This is a genomic window from Bifidobacterium callitrichos, assembly GCF_008698085.1.
GTDB lineage: Bacteria > Actinomycetota > Actinomycetes > Actinomycetales > Bifidobacteriaceae > Bifidobacterium > Bifidobacterium callitrichos.
In genome coordinates this window covers 1-19,193 of sequence record NZ_RZJP01000001.1, presented here as the reverse complement: position 1 = coordinate 19,193, position 19,193 = coordinate 1, and the positions used below count along the sequence as shown (strand labels likewise).

The window sequence follows — 19,193 nt, the reverse complement described above, 5'->3', positions numbered from 1 at the left end:
TTCCAGATAGGTAGAAAACTACCTGCCGAATTCCGACGCATATAGATTCGATACCAACATCCCGTATGCGTCATGGAGGGCGGATTAATGAGCATAGAGCTTGAATCATCACCGATATCGATGATGATTCACCATACATACTTGATGGTGAACATGTTGGGCGCATGGCCCATGATGAGTTCCATCTGGCGGCGGTCAGACTGTCGTCGTTCGTGGCGGATGTGATTGAAAGTAGCGCGAATATCGAATGGCGCAATGACCGTGTTGCAGAGCTCGTGTTTTCCGGTTCCATGGATGATGAACCGTCCAATGAGGGTTGCACAGAGAAATCGTTCGTCCCATCGAACTCCTGTTCGTTCGACGATGTAGAAAAAGTGATGGGTCTTCTGACGTTGTTGGAACGTATCCATGCCATAGGAACCAGCGGCTTGGAATCCATCGATTTCCGTTCCGACACGTACCGCTTCACTGACGGGAAGACGATCCGCATGGCCGGCGAGTATGTCATGGTCGATTTGCTTGATGCGCATTTCGATCTTCTGGAGAAAGTCTGCAACTCCAGAACAGGATTTCTGACCATTCGCTCGGAATACTGCACTTTGGCACTGGATACGGAATGGTTCCGGGGAATCAAATGCGGATTGAATATCATGCGCAATGCGGCGCATATCCATCATCTTTCCCGACGTGGGGTAACTGGGATGCTGACGGGGAGACTCGACGTCACCTCACTCATACCGCTCAAGCAGTATATGTCCGGCTCTGCGCAGTTCAGCACGGATTGATTCCGGCTCCAGCACCGTGATACGAACGCCACTGTTGGTATATTGCAGAGCCCACCAAATCGTCGACCACGGGGTCGCCTTGACGGTCACCTCATAGACGCCGTCACCGACCTGCGTGGCCTGCGCGTCGGGAAACCAGTCGAACACCGGTTCGAGACCGCCTTCGACACGCAATCGCACCGGTATCGCAGGCCCCGGCGATGGGTAGGGACGTTCGTCCATGAAAGCCGTGAGATCGATTGGGACCCCGTTCTCATCGGTGAAGCTGTCGAACGCGCGATCCAGCGTATGGTCGTTTCCATCGACCATCAGATCACGAATGCGTTCGACATGCAGACAGGACAGATTGTCGTAGGGCCGGAGATGGCAGATGAGGTAGTACTTCTCGTTCTTGTACCGTAGATCGTACGGGTCGGCGACATATTCCCTCGGACGGCCGTCCTCCCCGAGTCTGGGCACGAGCTCGCCGCTGACATCATACGTGCAGTAGCGGAAGCGGATGCCTCGTTCATGGGCGATGGCATCGTTCAACTGTTCGATGTTGTTGAGGAACTCCCGGTTGTAGTGCCGAGGAGTCATCAACGGTCCGCGTATGCCAAGCTGGTCGGACCGGCCGGCGAAGGCGTAGATCTTGGCGATCAGATCCTGAATGTATTCTCCGTCCGAACGGGACAGCGCCGCACCGTCGGCAAGTAGCCGCATCTGCGCGGTGTCGAATACCGGCTCGATGTACCAGCCGGGACGAGGATCGGGACTTTCCGCATCCTTGAGGTCGCTTCTTTCTATCCGATCGACCTTGCGACCGAATGGCTGCATCTCCCGCAGCGCGTACAGATGTCCTCTGATCGTCTTCACAGTGATGCCGAGCTGATCGGCCAACCATGCGGCGGTGACTCCGTGCTCGCGATCCGTGTTCTTGTCAAGCAGCTCCAGAATCCCGATGATGATCTCCGATCGGGAGCCGCCATTGCGCACCGAATCCCGTTCCATGACCACATCCTTTCGGCTTGTTCGGACGAATCACAGCAGAAGCGTGATGACCGGTAGAAAACTACCTGCTCATTATATGTCCTCTGATACTGACGACGTGGGACCCGCTCATCGAATTGACGGGAAGGCGCCTCTCGTCGCACTGGATCGCACCTGTTGCGACGATGCGGAACACGGGAAAGGCTAAGGAAATACGACAATGAGCAAGAACATCGATCCGGAAACGCATCTTGACAGAACCCTGACATTTGATACCTTCATTCCGGCCGACTGCAACCGATTCGCCCGGTCTGCTGCGATTGCCGTGGCCAATGGCTCAGGGCAGCTCTTCAATCCGCTGTACATCTACGGCGGATCCGGTCGGGGCAAGACCCATCTGTTGAACGCGATCGGCAATTATGCGATCGCCAGGGATCCGAGTCTGAGGATTCGCTACGTCACCGCCGAGGAATTCGCTGAGGAATTCTCCAAGGTGAAATCGAAGTGTCAAACAACGGAATTCAACCGTTACCACCGTGAGCTCGACATGCTGCTTGTTGACGACATCCAGATGCTGAGCGGAGAGGACGACGCCTCGGAGCAGTTCAGGCGCACATTCTGCACGCTGTACTGGGCGAACAAGAGCATCGTCGTCACCGCCGACGTAGCTCCGCATAAGCTCGACAAATTCGGATCCGAACTTCTCTCACGTCTGGAGAGCGGGCTCGCCGTCGATGTCAAAGCACCCGATCGTGACACCCTCAACAGCATTCTGCGGATGCATACTTCAAACGACAGCCTGAGGATCCCGGACGGGATTCTCAGGCTCATCGACTCCTCCTGTGAGACCCCAACGAGCATAGATCGATTCATGGAGCAAACACGAACCTCCCTGCTCACAATGGACGATGAACTGGGAAGGATGAGCGAATCCCTAGAGGAAATGATGGAGTCCATCAGGCGCATCAGTCAGAATTCATCGGAGCACAAAGACATGTGATGCGTCTTCAGCCATAACGCAACGGCTCCTCCATCGACGGAATCGTCAGATGGAGGAGTCGTGAATCACCCTCTCAGTTGGCGTTCAGGCCGAAGGCCCTGCTGCCGAGCTTCTGCTTGAACAACCCCTCGAGTGCGATGACGTCCGTCACGGGCGTGGTCTTATCGAGGACCCTCAGCACCGTATACTGCAAGTCGCGGTATCTGTCCGGATGGGCGGTCATCAACTCGCGCATCAGCTTGTTGCCGCCCTGTCCATTGGTGTTGGCGTATTCCGACCACCTGCCCCACAGACCGTTCTCACCATATGCGGATCCGACGTACTGCTGTCCGCTCACCTTGTCTACCACGAGGTAGACTGCCGAGACCTGACTCATCGCATCACGGTACGCGCTATACAGCTCAGGGCTGCCAACGATGTCGGACAAGTCGTCGAACGACAGAAGAAGACTGTCAAAGCCCGGGAACTGCGGCTTACGCTCTTCGATGGAGACGATGCGCTTGTCGTTCGTACCGTTCTGCGCCCAGCTGACATATGCGCCACCCCAGTCGACGGTAAGGCGATTCTCATACTCGGCGAACAGGTCGCAGGGCTCGAGATCGTAAAGGAAGTCGCCGGGTTTGAATTCCTGATTCGGATAGTCGTCGGGCAGCATGCCGGGCCGGTACAGTTTTGTTCCCACCATTCTGTACAGCGCAACGAAACGGGTCACACCACCCGGCTCACCCATGAACGTCATCCAGTAGGTCTTGCCACGTCCGATGAAGGATTCGGTCTGAGTGCCCGTACGCTCACGCAGATAACCGAGCCTTGCATATTTCCCGACCATTCCCTCCGTATGCCGAATCAACACGACATCGTTGGGGTCGATGCCTGCGCTCCTCATTAGATCAACGGTTCCCAGCATCATTGCACACCTTTCGATCGTTCGCCGGCTCCTATACCGACGCCTAATATGACGTCTCTCATTATAGAGCTACTTCATTATGACCGGTAGAAATCTACCTGCTGACGAAGTGCTCCCCGATACTGGAATCAGGCATGATCGCAATCATTCGTGGACTTCGTGTGATTGACGGGATGTCTATGCGAACGGATGCGGAGACGAACTCTCCGCCTACGGGGAATGAGGTGCGTTCATGATGTTCTGCCTCCACTGTGGTGCGAATCTGCTTGACGACGCGGTGTTCTGTGTGAAATGCGGTATGAAATCCGCCGTTGCCTCCGACGACCTCAGGGAACCGTCGCCGATGGCCATGCCGGATCGATGCACTGTCTCCATGCCTCACCCGGTCATGATGTCGTCTTTGGGACGGATGTCTTCCGCCCAGCTGATCAAACTGCTCACATCGCTTGACGAGCAGTTCGCACGGATCGAAGCGATAGAGGACGGCATACGATCCGCCTATGGACTCATGAGGAGAAACAAGACGGAATATGACATCGGTCTGGCCTGTCTACTGTTGGCCGGACTCATCGGTGCGGGCGCACTGCTCTATGGGATCGTCTGCGAGCCGTGGAACCACCGGGCTCCGATCTCCGCGCTGATCGCATGCGCAGTCGGCATCATCCCGCTGCTCGTCGGTCTGAACCAGCTCAGGGTGTTCAAGCACAACGTCGAAAACGTGCTTCCCGCGCTTTATCCGGCAATCGCAACCGACGAGCGGACCATCGCCGACATTCGCAAGACCATGCGGCCAACCCTGCTACTGTTGCCCGTCTCCTGCCGTAACGGGAAGGCTAACGCCTACATTCTGCAGATGCTCATGTGCGGACGCGCCGATGATTTCAACACCGCTGCCGGACTGTGGGAGGAGTACGACCATTGCCGGCGGCTGGAGCAGCTCGAACGGGACAGGATTCAGGAGACCCGGAAGCAGACTATTGTGCTCGCCATATCCGCCCTCGCCCAAGTCAGTCAGGCGTTCGAGGCGAAGCGGCAGACCAGAGCATTGCAGGATCTACGAAACGACCTGAGTATCCGACATTGAGGAGGACAGCGACATGAATATGAACGACCAGTATTCATCGGAGCGCGACCGGCTCCGTGTACAGATTCTGAAGGTCCTCGCTATTCTCGTGGCGATGCTGCTTATCATGGCCTCAGCCGCCGCACTGTACAAGCTCGATCAATCCCGGACATATGACGACAGCGGCATCAGGACCACGAGCTCCGAACATTCATCGACGTACGTCGATACCGACGACCACGCCTCCACTCGGCAAATCCCGGATAACGTACGGTGAGTGTGCGTCAGCATACGCTCCCCGGGGTGATCATCACGCCACCCCACGTTTTCGTATGTTGAGTGAGCGCAATCATACGAAAATAAGGGGGAAAGCGGCTATCGCCCCCATCCACGTACACTGAGTGCAGCTGAGCGTACGTGGTCAGGGATCAGGACGCATATAACCCCGCCCTGCGTACACGACCACCACGCTAACACCTTGTCAGGTGGAGAAACCAAGGAGTTCGACCCACTCACTGACCACAGCAGTGGTCGAGGCACTCCTTGATGCGGGTCTTGAGGCACTCAGGCGCCTCGTCGGGGCGCAGATAGGCGCGCAGCGCGGCGATCATCGCCTGCTCGCGCTCGGAGCAGCAGGTCGACGGGTCGAAACAGTCGCCGCCCGCGGCCTCATCGCGCACATCCGTACCGTAGACGTCGTATGCGTCCGCGTCGTCCGTATCGCTGATGCGCACCTCCGTATGACTGATATGACTGACCACGCCGTCGGCCGATGTGCGGGTGATGGAGATATGACGCACATGCTCCACATGCCGTCCGTTCATCGTATCTCCTTCCTTCGCTTCGAATGCGGGGCCTCATCGATTCCACGGCCCCTCATGGAGGCATCATCTCCATTATCGCCGTGACGGGCTATGGAGAGCGGTTTTTCACCGGACTTTGCTTTCGGTGAACCGGACGACGTCGAGCCGGCCGATACACTACCGGACTTTGCCTTCGACGCCTTCGGCGAACCCGCCGGCAGCTGCGTGCCGTAGCCGTGCTCGCGCGCATAGGAGGCAAGTTCACGCTTCAACTGGGTGCGCGCGCGGTTGAGCCTGCTCATCACCGTGCCGATCTTCACGCCCTGCTCGTCGGCGACCTGCTGGTACGACTTGCCGTCGATCGCCGCGTCGATGAACACCTGACGCCGTTCCGGCGACAGTTTGGACAGCGCCTGCATGATCTCCTCGGGGGCGAACGCGTCGAGATACTCGTCCTCGGCGGACTTGAGCCCGTCGGAGGTGTGTTCGGAGGCCTCGTAGATGTCCCAGTCGTCGTATTCGCCGTCCGCGTCGTTGGCGCGCTGCGGCCTGCGCTTGGCCTTCGCGTACTGGTTGAAGTAGGTGTTGCGCTCGATCGTGGTCATCCACGCCTCGAAGTTCGTGCCCTCCTGGAACGAGTCGAACGCCTTGAATCCCTTCTCGAACGTATCCTGCACGAGATCCTGCGCGTCCTCCGGGTTGTTGGTGAGCCTCATCGCCTGCCGATAGAGCGCGTTGAGCGCCGGCATGGCGAGCCGTTCGAACCGCTCGCGCCGTTCGGCAAGAGTCTCGTTCGTCGCAGTCCCGTTCGTCTGTGTGGTCACGTCCGCCCATTGTAATCGGCCAGTCGCTCGTATACTGGAAACGGTTTACGGATGTTTGAGAAACCGTCCAGAGGTCTCCCAGAATCGTCGCGCACAGTGGGGGCGACATCGTCGGGTGTCTTCCGGACAGCACCTGCACCACTCGCCTATCACGCCGAAAGGACCCTCCCCATGGCTCTGACCCTCGCTTCCGCCGCCGAACTGCTCAACCGGCATCATCTGCTGCGGGAGGTGATCCACGTCGACTCGTGGACGCTCGACGCCGACGACATCGACGGCGCGGACAAGCCGTTCTCCTCCATCACCTACGACACCCGTCAGGTGCGCGAGGGATCGCTGCTGGTATGCAAGGGACGCTTCAGGCCGGAGTTCCTCGACGGCTGCGATGAGAAGGGACTCGCCGCGTACGTGGCCGAGACCGACCTGTCCGCACACACCGGCACCCCGGGGCTGATCGTCGACGACGCGCGCAAGGCCCTGGCCCTGCTCGCCACCGAGTTCTACGGGCGCCCGCAGGACGAGCTCACGCTCATCGGCATCACCGGCACCAAGGGCAAGACCACCACCGCGTACTTCACGCAGGCGATCCTCAACGCGTATTCGGGCGGCCGCTGCGCGCTCTTCTCCTCGGTCGACAACTGCCTCGACGGCCACACCTACGTCGAATCGGATCTGACCACCCCCGAATCGCTCGACGCGGTGCGCATGATGCGCGAGGCAGTCAACGGCGGCATGCGCTACCTCGTCATGGAGGTCAGCTCCCAGGCGTACAAGGTGCATCGCGTCTACGGGTTCACGTTCGACGTGGGCGCCTTCCTCAACATCTCCCCCGACCACATCTCCCCGATCGAACACCCCACGCTCGAGGACTATCTGTACTGCAAGCGGCAGATCACGGCCAACTCCCGCACGCTGATTCTCAACGCCCGCGCGGACCACGCCGATCTGATCCGTCAGGACGCGGCCGCCGCCGGAGTGCCGGTGCGTGATTTCGCCCTGCTGGACGAGTCCGTCGTCGACCCCGCCGCCGATCCCGGCGTCGACGCGACCGCATGGCCCGCCGACGCCTCGCACGACTCCTATCTCATGCGTCTCGACGGACACGATCTGGGCCGCTACCGGCTCCATCTGGTCGGCGACTTCAACTACGAGAACGCCCTCGCCGCGGTGAGCATCGCCCACGCCGCCGGAGTGCCCGCGGATGCGATCGAGACGCTGCACGCGATGGAGCCCACGCGCGTCTCGGGGCGCATGGAGCTCACCCGCGACAAGAGCTCCGACACCGATGTGATCGTCGACTACGCGCACAACTACACCTCCGTCAAGGCGCTGCTCGATTTCGTGTACGAGCGTTGGGCAGGCCACGGCGAGCACCCGTACATCACGCTCGTCGCCGGATCGGCCGGCAACAAGGCGTACGACCGTCGCCGTGAGATCGTCGAGGCGGCGCAGGATCGCATCGCCCGGTTCGTGTTCACGGCCGAGGACACCGATACCGAGCCGTACGAGGACATCTGCCGTGACATGCGCTCCTTCGTGACGAACGATCGGGTCGAGGCCACCACGATCATCGACCGCGTGACCGCCATCACCGACGCGCTGGACGAGGCGCGCGCCCACCCGCAGCGGCACGACGTGGTCCTCGTCATCGGCAAGGGGCACGAACGCTGGATCAAGGATCTCAACAAGCACGTGCCGTACGAGGGCGACGATCAGGTGGTCGCGCGTCTGCTCGGCGTCTGAGTCGCCCGATCCGCCTGACCTGTCTAGGGCACCCAAGTCCGGGATACGGGCAACCGTTGATGAACATCGGATGAACACATCCGTGGAGTAGTATCGTGCGGTGACGCACGCGAGACCCGCGCGCCGCACGACACTAGGAGTACACGCCATGCCCACCACGACTTCGCCGCTGAGCCTCGCCTCCGCGGCCAAGCTGTTGGAAGATCACCACCTGTTGCGCGAGATCATCACGCCCGAACGCTGGACGCTCGACGCCGCGCATCTGCCGGACGCCGACAGGCCGATCCCCGCGATCACCTACGACACCCGTCAGGTACGCGAGGGATCGCTGCTGTTCGTCAAGGGCCGGTTCAAGCCGGAGTTCCTCGACGGCATCGATGAGCGCGGGCTCGCCGTCTACGTGGCGGAGGAGGATCATTCAGACCGCACGAAGGCCGTCGGTCTGATCGTCGAGAACGTGCACAAGGCGATGAGCCTGCTCTCCGCGGAATTCTACGGGCGGCCGCAGGATGAGCTCACGCTGGTCGGCATCACCGGCACCAAGGGCAAGACCACCACCGACTACCTCACACACGCGATCCTCAACGCCTATTCCGGCGGGCACGCCGCGATGATGAGCTCGATCGCCGTATGCCTCGACGGTCGCACGTTCGCCCCGTCCCAGCTCACCACCCCCGAACCGCTCGACGCGTTCCGCATGATGCGCGAGGCGGTCGACAACGGCATGCGCTACCTCGTCATGGAGGTCAGCTCCCAGGCGTACAAGATCCAGCGCGTCTACGGTCTCACGTTCGACGTGGGCGCCTTCCTCAACATCTCCCCCGATCACATCTCCCCGATCGAACACCCCACGTTCGAGGACTACTTCCACTGCAAGCGCCAGATCATCGCCAATTCGCGCGCCATGGTGATCGGCGCCGACTCGGCGCACGTCGACCTGCTCCTCGAGGATGCGGCCGCGCACGACGTGCCGGTGACGACATTCGCGCTGCACGACCCGGCCAACGGGCATCACACGCCCGCCGACGTCGTCGTCGCCGCCGACCCGAGCCGCAAGACCGGATTCGTCGTCGCATGCGACGGCAGGGCCCTCCCGTACGAGCTGGACATGCTCGGCGAGTTCAACTTCCTCAACGCCGCCGCCGCGATCACCATCGCGATGAAGGCCGGCGTGCCGTTCGGCGACGAGGCCATGGCCGCCGTCGAGACCGTGCACGTGCCGGGCCGCATGGAGCGCTTCATCGGCTCCGACGGCATGCACGTGTACGTCGACTTCGCGCACAACTACCTGTCCACCAAGGCGCTCGTCGACGAGATGATCCGCGTGTACGGCGAGCGCAACCCGCGCATCACGCTGGTGTCCGGCACCACCGGAGGCAAGGCCATCGACCGGCGCGAGGGCATCGTCAAGGGCGCGCTGGGCCGCGCCGAATCGTTCATCTTCACCCTCGACGATCCGAACTTCGAGGATCCCCACAAGATCTGCGAGGAGATGGCCTCGTTCGTCCCCGACGACGGCAGGCAGCGCGTGAACATCATCGTCGACCGCGAGCAGGCCATCGTCACCGCGATCCGCGAGGCACGCGAATCCACCGACCGCGACGGCCGATTCAACATCGTGCTAGTCATCGGCAAGGGGCACGAGACCCGCAACATCATCAACGGCAAGGCCGTCGACTGGCCCGGGGACGCGACCATCGTGCGCCGCGAGCTCGGTCTTGCGGCCGCGTGATACCCTCCGATGCGGTTTTCCATCGTCACATGTTTTCCATCGTCACACATGGAGTAAGGTGAGCAACCATGACCCGATTTCAACCGATTCTGCTCGGTAGCGACATCAACGTGTACGGCATGGCCCGTGCATTTCATGAGGAGTACGGCATCGTCTCGGACGCCTACGCCTACTTCCAGTTGAGCCCCACGAAGTTCAGCAGGATCGTCAACGTCCACATCGTGCCCGACTTCGACAACTTCGTCACCTTCCGCGACTTCATGCTGAGCCTCGGCAAGAGGATGAAGGCGGAGGACCCCGATCGCGCGCTGCTGCTCATCCCCTGCGGCGACGTGTACGCGAATCTCCTGAGCCAGTGCGGCGACGACCTGCGCAGGTACTTCGTCTACAACACCCTCGACATCAGGCTGTCGCGCAAGCTGGCCTACAAGGCCACCTTCTACCAGCTGTGCGAGCAGTACGGGCTGCCGCACCCCAGGACGAAGACCGTCACCGCCGAGGACGTCAGGCTCGGCGCATACAAGAACCTGCCCTTCGACTACCCGGTGGCCATGAAGCCGGCGAACTCGGTGGAATGGCTCGGCATCGACTTCGAAGGCCGCCGCAAGGCGTACATCTTCGATAATCCCGACGATCTGGACGTGATGATCCGCCGCGCCTACGACGCCGGATACAAGTCCGAGATGGTCATCCAGGACTTCATCCCCGGAGACGACTCCCGCATGCGCGTGCTCAACGCCTACGTGGACCATCACCACCGCGTGCGCATGATGTTCCTCGGCCACCCGCTGCTCGAGGATCCCTCCCCCGTGGCGGCCGGCAACTACGCGGCGATCATCCCCGACTTCAACCAGCAGGTGTTCGACCGCATCAAGTCGTTCCTCGAGACCATCGGCTACGAGGGCGTCGCGAACTTCGACATGAAGTACGACGAGCGCGACGGCGAGTACAAGCTGTTCGAGATCAACCTGCGTCAGGGACGCTCCAGCTACTTCGTCACCCTCAACGGGTTCAACCTCGCCAAGTACTTCGTCGACGACCTCGTCGAGGACACGCCGTTCGACGGGAACACGGTGTTCGGCCGCGGCTCGAAGCTGTGGCTGGAGATCCCCCGTTCGATCTTCACCGACTACGTGGCTCCCGGCGAGGACAAGGACCGCGGGCTCGCGATGATGAAGTCCGGCGACTGGGGCACGACTCTCGAGTATTCGAAGGACATGAACCCGCTGCGCTGGCTGATGATCCGGCACATGTTCTCGATCTACAAGAAGAGCTATGCGAAGTACTTCAAGCAGAAGGGCGATTTGAAGTGAGAAGACCGTTCTTCGCCGTCCTCGGCGGCATGGGATCGCTGGCCACGGAAAGCTACGTGCGCCTCGTCAACGCGGGCATCCACGCGACCTGCGATCAGGATTACCTCGACTACATCGTGTTCAACGATGCAAGCGTCCCCGATCGCACCGCGTTCATCACCGGACAGTCGGACGACGACCCGTTCCCGGTGATCGCCGACGACATCGACAAGGCCACGGCCATCGGCGCGAGCTTCATCGTGCTCACCTGCAACACGGCGCACTACTTCTACGACCAGTTCCAGGCCCTCACCCCCGTGCCGATCCTGCACATGCCGCGCGGTGCGGTGGTGCGCCTCTCCTCGCGCTACCCCGCCGACCGCTTCCCCCGGGTCGGGTTCCTCGGCACGGTGGGATCGCGCGCCTCCGGCGTGTACCGTCAGGCCGCCGAGGAGGCCGGGTACGAGTTCATCGAGCCGGACGACGAGCTGCAGGATCGCATCACGTCGCTGATCTACGACGACGTGAAGGGCGATCGCGGGCTTGACCGTGGTCGATACGAGGCGGTGCTCTCCGCCATGCTCGACCCGGCCGGCTCGTGCCGTGCCGACGCGCTCGTGCTCGGATGCACCGAGCTGAGCGTGCTCAACGAGGCGTTCCCGATGCCACAATTGCCACTCGTCGACGCGCAGGCGGTGCTGGTGGACGATACCATCGCGCGCGCTCGAAAACTGCGGATGTCCTGATTCGGCATTTTGCCGTTTCGTTGTCCGCTGTCCGTGTGGGGCGGTGGCGGGGCATTGCACGACACACTCAAGGCCGTTCGGCCAAGCCTACGGTCGTGCAATGCCCCGCCACCGCCCCACACTCGTTTTCGGTGACTGTCACCTTGCTGTGATGCGCTGGCTGATGACGGCGGTGACGCCGTCGGCGCGCATCGTGACGCCGTAGAGGGCGTCGGCGATGGACATCGTGCGCTGCTGGTGCGTGATGACGATGAGCTGGGCGTGCTCGCGCAGTCTGTTCAGCGCGTTGAGCAGACGTGTCAGATTCACGTCATCCAGCGCGGCCTCGACCTCGTCCATCACGTAGAACGGGCTGGGGCGCGCGGTGAAGATCGCGAACAGCAGCGCCAGCGCGGTCAGGGACCGTTCACCTCCGGACAGCAGGCTCAGTCGCTTCACCCGCTTGCCGGCGGGGCTCGCCTCGACGATCACGCCGGTCGTCAGCATGTCGTCGGGGTTCTCGAGACGCAGTCTGCCCGTGCCGCCGGGGAACAGGGTGGCGAACATCGACTCGAACGCCTTGGCGGTGTCGTCGAAGGCGGTGCGGAACACGCCGACCATCGTCCTGTCGAGTTCATCGATAAGTCCCATCAGATCGTCGCGGGACCTCGCCACGTCATCACGCTGCTCGTTGAGGTACCGGTTGCGTTCCTCGAGCGCGGCGTACTCCTCGACCGCCAGCGGGTTCACCTTGCCCAGAGCCGTCAGATCACGCTTCGCCTTCTCGAGGCGACGCTCCTGCTCGGCACGCACGTAGGGCGTGGTTCGGTAACGGACGTCTGCCGCATCGTCCGCGTCCGCATCATCAGCATCGTCGTCGGGCGTTTCCAGCGGAATCGGCGCGCCGGTCTCGTCGAGCACCGGCACCGGCCTGTCGGGGCCGTATTCGGCGATGAGATCCTCGACGCCCATAGCGAGCTCGTCACGGATCCTCGCCTCCAGCTGGTCATGCTTGGAGGCGAGCCGCTCACGCACCACGTCGAGCTCGTGCTCGCGCGCGGCCAGCTCGCCCACCGTCGGCTCGATGGCGTTGCGTTGTTCGCGAAGGGCCCTGAGCTCCTCGTTGTGGCCGGAGGCGGCGGCCTGCAGTCTATCGCGGCGATCCACGACATCGGCGATGGCCGCGGCCACCAGCGTCTCCGTCCCTCGGGCGTCACGGGCCACGTTCCGAGCCCGTTCGGCCTGCTGCCGGCGTGCCGCGTTCACCGTCTCGATGCGGGCGCGGCGTTCGGCCGCCTCCTTCGCATTGGCGTGCAGCAATCCCGCCTGACGGGCCAGCGATTCGGCCTTGCGGCTCGATTCGGTCCACGCGATACGAGCTGCCGTCTCCTGATCGCGCGCCAATGAGAGCGCCGACTCCAACGCGCGCTCACGCTCGGTAAGGCCGTCGACATCGGCATCGCCGTCATCAGCGTGACCGGCGGCCTCGAGCATCCCGTTCAGATCGTCGAGACGCTCACGATGCGATGCGCGTTCGACGTCGATGCGTTCGATGCGATCCTTCAGGTCGGCGATGCGTCGTTCCAGAGCGGCGACGCGATCGTTCGCCTCCTTGAGCGATGCCTCGGCCTGACGGGCCCTGAGACGGCATTCCGTCCGCCGCTGCACCGCCTCATCGACCATGCGCGTGGCCTCATCGTGTACCGCCTGAGCGCTCTTCACCTCCGCATCGAGCTTCGCCAGTTCGACGTTGAGCTCCCTGACCTGCTTCAATGCGCGATTCCGCTTGGCGTTCAGCGTCAGATCGCTCTGTGACAGCGAGGAGCCTCCGGACGCGGCCACGCCATCGGCGAACACCTCACCCTCGCGGGTGACGGCGTGCATGCCGGGCCGTGAGGAGGCCGTATCTGACACCATCCGCTGTGCGGTCTCGGCATCGTCGGCGATCACATAGTCGCCGATCAGCGCACGCACCGCGTCGACGACGCGTGCGGCGAGCGCGGGATCGGACGCGTCCGGATCGGCCTCGATCAGGGAGGAGAGGCTTGTCACAGCGGTCTTATCGGATGCGGACGCCGGCACGGACGCCGGCGCAGACGAAGCAGGCGCGGCGTCGCCGGACGCGTTGACGACCACGGCCCTGCCGAGACGGTCGACGCGTGCCCGTTCGAGCGCGTGCAGCATGTGCGTTCCATCGGGTACGACCAGCGCACTGGCGTACCGTCCGAGCGCATGCGCCACGGCCTCCTCCCAGCCGTCGGCCACATGGATGAAATCGGTGAGCCTGCCCAGCACGCCGGCCTGAATATCGGATTCGAGCGCGCCTGCGGCGTTGCGGTTCTCCAACGTGTCCTTCAGCGCGTCGGCCTTGGCCTCCAGTGAGATCACCCGTGCGCCGAGCTCCCGGCGCCTGTCGAGCAGTTCGCCCAATGCGTCGCGGCTGTCGGCGAGGCGCGTGTGCGCCGCGTCCAGCGCCTCGGAGCCGTCGTCGCCGTCCGGATCCGACTCGCCCTTGAGACGGGCACGCAGCCCCACCGCCTCGCCATGCTCCTCCACCAGCGCGGCCAATTGGGTTTCGAGGTCCCTGACCCGGTCGGCGCCCAGCTGTACGGCGCCCTCCTCGCGGGCGATCATCTCGCGCAGGCCGGCGATGCGCTCTCCCCGCTCCTGCTGCGTACGACGCAGTTCGATCAGGGTCTGCCGGACGGCGGCGAGCCGCTGCTCGTCGGCCGCACGAGCTTCGGTGGCCTTGTCGAGTGCGATCCGCGCGGTGTCGGCCACGGCGGACTGCGCGGCCGCCTGCTCGTCGAGTTCGACGGCGCGATGCTTCAGGATCGTCGGATCCTCCCCCGGATTGTCGATCACCTGACGGAGCAGGGAGTCGCCGCGCTCGTCGGCGAGCGCCGACAGCGAGCGCAGTCGCTCCTGGATCTGCGTCAGGGAGCGCCATGTGCGGTTCAGCCGGTCGAGGGCCGGACTGGACGAGCTGATGGAGGCCTCGGCCTGTTCGATGCTCACCTTGATTTGGGCGAGGCTGCGGCGTGACGCGGTGAGTTCGCCGCGCACGCGGGTGAGCTCGGCGCGCACGTCGTCGCGTTTCGCCGTCGAGGTGACGGCGTCGTCGGCGTACAGGCGGGATTTGGCGTCGCGCAGCGTGATCTGGATGGCGTCGGCGCGGCGGGAGACTCGCGCCTGCCGTCCGAGCGGGCCCATCTGGCGTCGGATCTCGCCCAGGAGGTCGTCGAGACGACTGAGGTTGGTCTCGGTGTTGGCGAGCTTGCGCAGCGCGCGTTCCTTGCGTTTGCGATGCTTGAGGATGCCGGCGGCCTCCTCGATGAAGGCGCGGTGTCCTGCCGGGTCGGCCTTGAGGATCGAATCGAGGCGCCCCTGGCCGACGATGACGTGCATCTGCTGGCCGAGACCGGTGTCGCTCAGGAGCTCCTGGATGTCGAGCAGGCGGCATGGCGAGCCGTTGATCGCGTATTCGGAGCCGCCGTTGCGGAAGATCGTGCGCGAGATCGTGACCTCGTCGTAGTCGATGTCCAGCGTGTGGTCGGTGTTGTCGATGGTGAGGCTGACCTGTGCGCGCCCCAATGCGGGGCGGGAGGACGTGCCGGCGAAGATCACGTCCTCCATCGAGACGCCGCGTAGGTTCTTCGCGCCCTGTTCGCCCATGACCCAGGTCAGGGCGTCGACGATGTTCGACTTGCCCGAACCGTTGGGGCCGACCACGGCGGTGATGCCGGGCTCGAAGCGCAGGGTGGTTGCGGATGCGAAGGATTTGAAGCCTTTGAGGGTGAGTTCCTTGAGATACACCTAGTTACTCGTCCTTGTTCGTCGCTTCCTCGTCGGACTGCTCGGCGTCGAGGTCCGTGTCGTCGGTGATGTCCGTGTCGTCGGGGTCGACGACGGGCTGGTGGATGCTCATCGCCTTTTTCATGACGGGGCTCATGTGCTCCTTGAGCATGGTGCGCGCGTCGCCCGCGGTGACGAAGCTGCCGCAGATGAGCACGCCGTGGCCGTAGCCGACGCCGAGATCGTCGGATTCGTCGACGAGGTTCACGGCGGTCTGGATCGCGTCGGGCAGTTCCGGCTCCTTGATGACGCGGTCGCGGCCGAACACCTCCACGGCGATCTTCTCCAGCTCGTCGGCCGGCATGACGCGGTCGCGCCACGAGTTCTCGGTGACGACCACCTGGCTCAGGATCGGCTCGAGCACGCCCAGATACTCCTCGACCTGCTTGTCCTCCATCATGGCGATGACGCCGACGAGCTGTTCGAAGTGGTAGTTTTCCTCAATGGCGGCGCGCAGCGATTCGGCGGCGTTCACGTTGTGCCCGCCGTCGACGATGATGGTCGGCGAGGTGCGGATCTGCTCGATGCGACCGGGGATTTTCACGCCGGAGAGCGCCTCGGCGACGATGTCGCCGTCGAGCGCGCCGGAGACGGGGATCACCGCCTCACAGGCGGCGAGCGCGGCGAGCGCGTTGTGCGCCTGATGCTCGCCGAACTTGGCGATCGGAACCTCCTCGTACGTGCCGAGCGGGGTGTTGAGGGTGACGACCTGACCGCCGACGGCCGGAGTGCGGGAGACGACCTCCATCTCGTAGCCGTCGCGCACCAGCTTGGCGTGGTTGCGTTCGGCGGCGGCCTGAAGGATCGGCATGACGGCTTCGGCATGGGGCTGCGGGCCGATGACGGCGGTGCAGTCGGGCTTGATGATGCCGGCCTTCTCGGCGGCGATCTGCTCGACGGTGTTGCCGAGCCACTGCATGTGGTCCATGTCGACCGGTCCGATGATCGCCGCATCGGCGTCGAGCACGTTGGTGGCGTCCCATGCGCCGCCCATGCCGACCTCGACGACGGCCACGTCGACCGGGGCGTCGGCGAACTTCCAGATGGCCATCGAGGTGAGCACCTCGAAGAAGCTCATGCGCGGCTTGCCCTGCTCGCTCATCTGCTTGTCGACCATGGCGACGAGGTCCTTGATCTGATCCCATGCGTCGATGAAGTCGTCGTCGGACAGCTCCTGCCCGTCGATGGCGATGCGTTCGTTGATCTTCTCCAGATGCGGCGAGGTGCACAGGCCGGTGCGCATGCCGTAGGCGCGGCAGATGGCCTCGGCCATGCGCGCGGTCGAGCCCTTGCCGTTGGTGCCGGTCACGTGGATCACGCGGAACGAGTCCTCCGGGTGGCCCAGCAGGTCCAGCATCAGATTCATGCGGTCCAGATCGAGGTTGGTGGTGTTGTGCTCCGGCGGCCGGCTCATGATGTCCAGCTCGACGTCCTCGATCGACTCCCCGTTCCTGTTCGGATGTTCGAATGACATTCCTCTACGCTCCCTGTGTGCTTCACTGTGCTCAAACCCCACAATGATAGCCGATCGGCAGTCCGACCGACATCCCCAACGGAGAACCCGAACGTCCGTCAATCCGGCGTACAGTGGTCATGGGCGATGTTCACGGTGAACGGCCCATGACACCTACACATGACACCAACGAAGGGACACATCATGACACTGCTTGAACCGCCGGCCATTCCCGTGCGCAGGGCGCACGACGGGCTGGAGCTGCCGGCCATCGGCTTCGGCACGTACAAGGTCAACGGGTTCGCCGGCGTCGAGGCGATCACGTCGGCGCTGGAGGTCGGCTACCGGCTCATCGACTCCGCGTTCAACTACGAGAACGAGGGCGTGGTCGGCAGGGCGATCCGCGAATCCGAAGTGCCGCGCGAGGACATCATCGTCACCTCGAAGCTGCCGGGACGTCATCACCAGTACGATCAGGCGCGCGAGACGATCGAGGAGTCGGTGGCTCGCATGGGCCTCGACTACATCGACCTGTATCTCATCCACTGGCCGAACCCGTCGCAGGGCCAGTTCGTCGAGGCGTGGCAGGCGCTGGTCGATGCGCAGAAGCAGGGCATCGTCAGGCACATCGGCGTGAGCAACTTCCTGCCCGGCCACATCGACCTGCTCATCCGCGCCACCGGCGTGACGCCGGCCGTCAACCAGGTCGAGCTGCACCCGTTCTTCCAGCAGAGCGAGCAGCGCGCCTACGACGAGGCGCACGGCATCATCACCGAGGCGTGGAGCCCGCTGGGACGCGCCAACCAGATGCTCAAGGACCCGACCATCACGCGCATCGCCGACAAGCACGGCGTCTCCCCCGTGGCGGCGATCCTGCGCTGGCACCTGCAGCTGGGCGACGTGGCGATCCCCAAGTCGCTGCACCGCGAGCGCCAGCGCGCGAACCTCGATCTGACCGGTTTCGCGCTCGACGAGCAGGATATGCGCGACATCGCGGCGATGGACAACCCGGAAGGCTACACGTTCGGTCAGAACCCGCACTGGCACGAGGAGGCCTGAGAGGGGGGCGTTTCTCTCCCCCAGTCAGCTTCCAGCTGACGGCCCGTCCCGCAATTACGGACGTGCTGCGCGCGCAGCTGACTGGCTCGCCTGTCGGCTCGCACGTTGCCTACAAACAGCTCCGCCGTTTGCTTCACGGCAACGTCCCGTCAGAGGGGGCCGGGATTCTCCAGTCAGAGGGACGAGAGGTGTTTCAGGAGCGAGCGGCGTCCCACTCGCTCCTCCACGAGTACTGCATGTCGTAGGCGCTCGCCCAGAACATGTACTCGTTCTCGACTCCGGTGACGAAGATGTCGGTGAGCTCCTCAAGGCGGGTCTCGTCGAGGCCGGCCACGCGCCGCTCGATCTGTTCGATCAGCCATGCGGATCCGGACCAGAACTCGTCGGTTTTGTACATGTCGACCCAGCTTGCGTACGGGTTGGTCTCGAGCGTGCCGGCGAATTCGCGGGCGAGACGCTGGCCGTAGTCGGCGTACACCCATGCGCACGGCAGCACGGCGACGAGTATGTCGAGGAGGTCGCCGCCGTAGGCGATCGACAGGATGTTCGACGTGTAGGCGCGGGCGAACGCGGACTGGCGCACCGAGTTCATCTCCTCCTCGGTGATCCCGTAGGCCGCCATGTACTTCCTGTGCATCGAAGATTCGACGGCGAAGATGGCGTTCTGCACGTTGGCCATGAACCGCATCACCTCGGGGTCGCGCGTCTTGGTGAGTCCCAGCGCGTGGACCTTCGCGTAGTCGGCCAGATAGCGGTAGTCCTGCAGCAGGTAGAAGGCGAACTTCTCACGCGGCAGCGTGCCCTCGCCGAGCTCGCGCAGGAACGGCTGAAGGTAGCCCTCCTCCCAGACGAGGTCGGCGGCCTTACGCAGACGGGTCGCGAACGGCGGCAGATGGTCGAGGGTGATCGCGCCGAACGACTCGGCGTCGAATGGATCGAATGGCATGGCCATGGGATGCTCCCTTTCGATGGTGCGTGGGTGG

15 protein-coding genes and 2 pseudogenes are annotated in these 19,193 nt (G+C 63.1%); 10 read left to right on the top strand and 7 right to left on the bottom strand.

The genetic code is table 11. The annotated features are described in order from the left end of the window. Positions 1–164: 164 nt before the first annotated feature. Positions 165–785, top strand: a complete 621-nt coding sequence (locus EMB92_RS00080; protein ID WP_150393370.1) for a hypothetical protein — start codon at positions 165–167, stop codon at positions 783–785. Here EMB92_RS00080 and EMB92_RS00075 read toward each other — a convergent pair. Next, positions 729–1,775, bottom strand: coding sequence for a helix-turn-helix transcriptional regulator (locus tag EMB92_RS00075; protein WP_150393369.1), 1,047 nt, complete (start codon positions 1,773–1,775; stop codon positions 729–731). The genes EMB92_RS00080 and EMB92_RS00075 overlap by 57 nt on opposite strands. Before the next feature lie 199 nt (positions 1,776–1,974). Here EMB92_RS00075 and EMB92_RS00070 point away from each other — a divergent pair, with 199 nt between their 5' ends. Further along, positions 1,975–2,754 carry a DnaA ATPase domain-containing protein gene (locus tag EMB92_RS00070; protein WP_150393368.1) on the top strand — a complete coding sequence of 260 codons (780 nt, stop codon included), beginning with the start codon at positions 1,975–1,977 and terminating at the stop codon, positions 2,752–2,754. 73 nt (positions 2,755–2,827) lie between these two features. Here EMB92_RS00070 and EMB92_RS00065 read toward each other — a convergent pair whose 3' ends face one another. Next, positions 2,828–3,664, bottom strand: a complete 837-nt coding sequence (locus EMB92_RS00065) for a GIY-YIG nuclease family protein (protein WP_150393367.1) — start codon at positions 3,662–3,664, stop codon at positions 2,828–2,830. Between the two features lie 229 nt (positions 3,665–3,893). Between EMB92_RS00065 and EMB92_RS11860 the strand changes: the two are divergent. From EMB92_RS11860 to EMB92_RS00055, 3 genes and pseudogenes are all read left to right on the top strand, one after another. Beyond that, positions 3,894–3,959, top strand: a pseudogene (locus EMB92_RS11860) (zinc-ribbon domain-containing protein); the annotation flags it as partial. A 210-nt stretch (positions 3,960–4,169) separates the two neighbouring features. Further along, a complete protein-coding gene (locus EMB92_RS00060) occupies positions 4,170–4,745 on the top strand; it encodes a hypothetical protein (RefSeq protein WP_223847580.1) in 576 nt (191 codons plus the stop codon). A 13-nt stretch (positions 4,746–4,758) separates the two neighbouring features. Continuing rightward, positions 4,759–5,001: a hypothetical protein gene (locus EMB92_RS00055; protein WP_150393365.1), complete on the top strand. Its 243-nt coding sequence runs from the start codon at positions 4,759–4,761 to the stop codon at positions 4,999–5,001. 235 nt (positions 5,002–5,236) lie between these two features. Here the strand turns inward: EMB92_RS00055 and EMB92_RS00050 are convergent, their stop codons facing one another. Next, positions 5,237–5,548, bottom strand: coding sequence for a hypothetical protein (locus EMB92_RS00050; RefSeq protein WP_150393364.1), 312 nt, complete (start codon positions 5,546–5,548; stop codon positions 5,237–5,239). After that, positions 5,545–6,276 carry a sigma-70 family RNA polymerase sigma factor gene (locus EMB92_RS00045; protein ID WP_150393878.1) on the bottom strand — a complete coding sequence of 244 codons (732 nt, stop codon included), beginning with the start codon at positions 6,274–6,276 and terminating at the stop codon, positions 5,545–5,547. Before EMB92_RS00045 ends, EMB92_RS00050 begins: the two co-directional genes overlap by 4 nt. A 246-nt stretch (positions 6,277–6,522) precedes the next feature. Here EMB92_RS00045 and EMB92_RS00040 point away from each other — a divergent pair, with 246 nt between their 5' ends. The 4 genes from EMB92_RS00040 to EMB92_RS00025 all read left to right on the top strand — a co-directional run bounded on the left by EMB92_RS00040 (position 6,523) and on the right by EMB92_RS00025 (position 11,864). Next, on the top strand, positions 6,523–8,094 hold the full coding sequence (locus EMB92_RS00040; protein WP_150393363.1) for a UDP-N-acetylmuramoyl-L-alanyl-D-glutamate--2,6-diaminopimelate ligase: 1,572 nt from the start codon (positions 6,523–6,525) through the stop codon (positions 8,092–8,094). Positions 8,095–8,242: 148 nt separating this feature from the next. Next, entirely contained in the window at positions 8,243–9,826 is a 1,584-nt protein-coding gene (locus EMB92_RS00035) for a UDP-N-acetylmuramoyl-L-alanyl-D-glutamate--2,6-diaminopimelate ligase (protein WP_150393362.1), read from the top strand. A gap of 68 nt (positions 9,827–9,894) precedes the next feature. Continuing rightward, a complete protein-coding gene (locus EMB92_RS00030) occupies positions 9,895–11,139 on the top strand; it encodes a carboxylate--amine ligase (RefSeq protein WP_150393361.1) in 1,245 nt (414 codons plus the stop codon). Beyond that, entirely contained in the window at positions 11,136–11,864 is a 729-nt protein-coding gene (locus tag EMB92_RS00025) for an aspartate/glutamate racemase family protein (protein WP_150393360.1), read from the top strand. Before EMB92_RS00030 ends, EMB92_RS00025 begins: the two co-directional genes overlap by 4 nt. Before the next feature lie 138 nt (positions 11,865–12,002). On the opposite strand, the gene smc is transcribed toward EMB92_RS00025, so the two are convergent. Both smc and EMB92_RS00015 read right to left on the bottom strand, forming a co-directional pair. Next, complete coding sequence (gene smc / locus EMB92_RS00020; protein ID WP_150393359.1) at positions 12,003–15,659, bottom strand: chromosome segregation protein SMC; 3,657 nt, start codon at positions 15,657–15,659, stop codon at positions 12,003–12,005. A gap of 7 nt (positions 15,660–15,666) precedes the next feature. Further along, positions 15,667–17,172, bottom strand: a pseudogene (locus tag EMB92_RS00015) (bifunctional folylpolyglutamate synthase/dihydrofolate synthase); the annotation flags it as partial. A gap of 189 nt (positions 17,173–17,361) precedes the next feature. On the opposite strand from EMB92_RS00015, the gene EMB92_RS00010 reads away from it, so the two are divergent. Further along, complete coding sequence (locus tag EMB92_RS00010; RefSeq protein ID WP_150393877.1) at positions 17,362–18,210, top strand: aldo/keto reductase; 849 nt, start codon at positions 17,362–17,364, stop codon at positions 18,208–18,210. Between the two features lie 193 nt (positions 18,211–18,403). On the opposite strand, the gene tenA is transcribed toward EMB92_RS00010, so the two are convergent. Continuing rightward, positions 18,404–19,156, bottom strand: coding sequence for a thiaminase II (tenA, locus tag EMB92_RS00005; protein WP_150393876.1), 753 nt, complete (start codon positions 19,154–19,156; stop codon positions 18,404–18,406). Between the last annotated feature and the right edge of the window lie 37 nt (positions 19,157–19,193).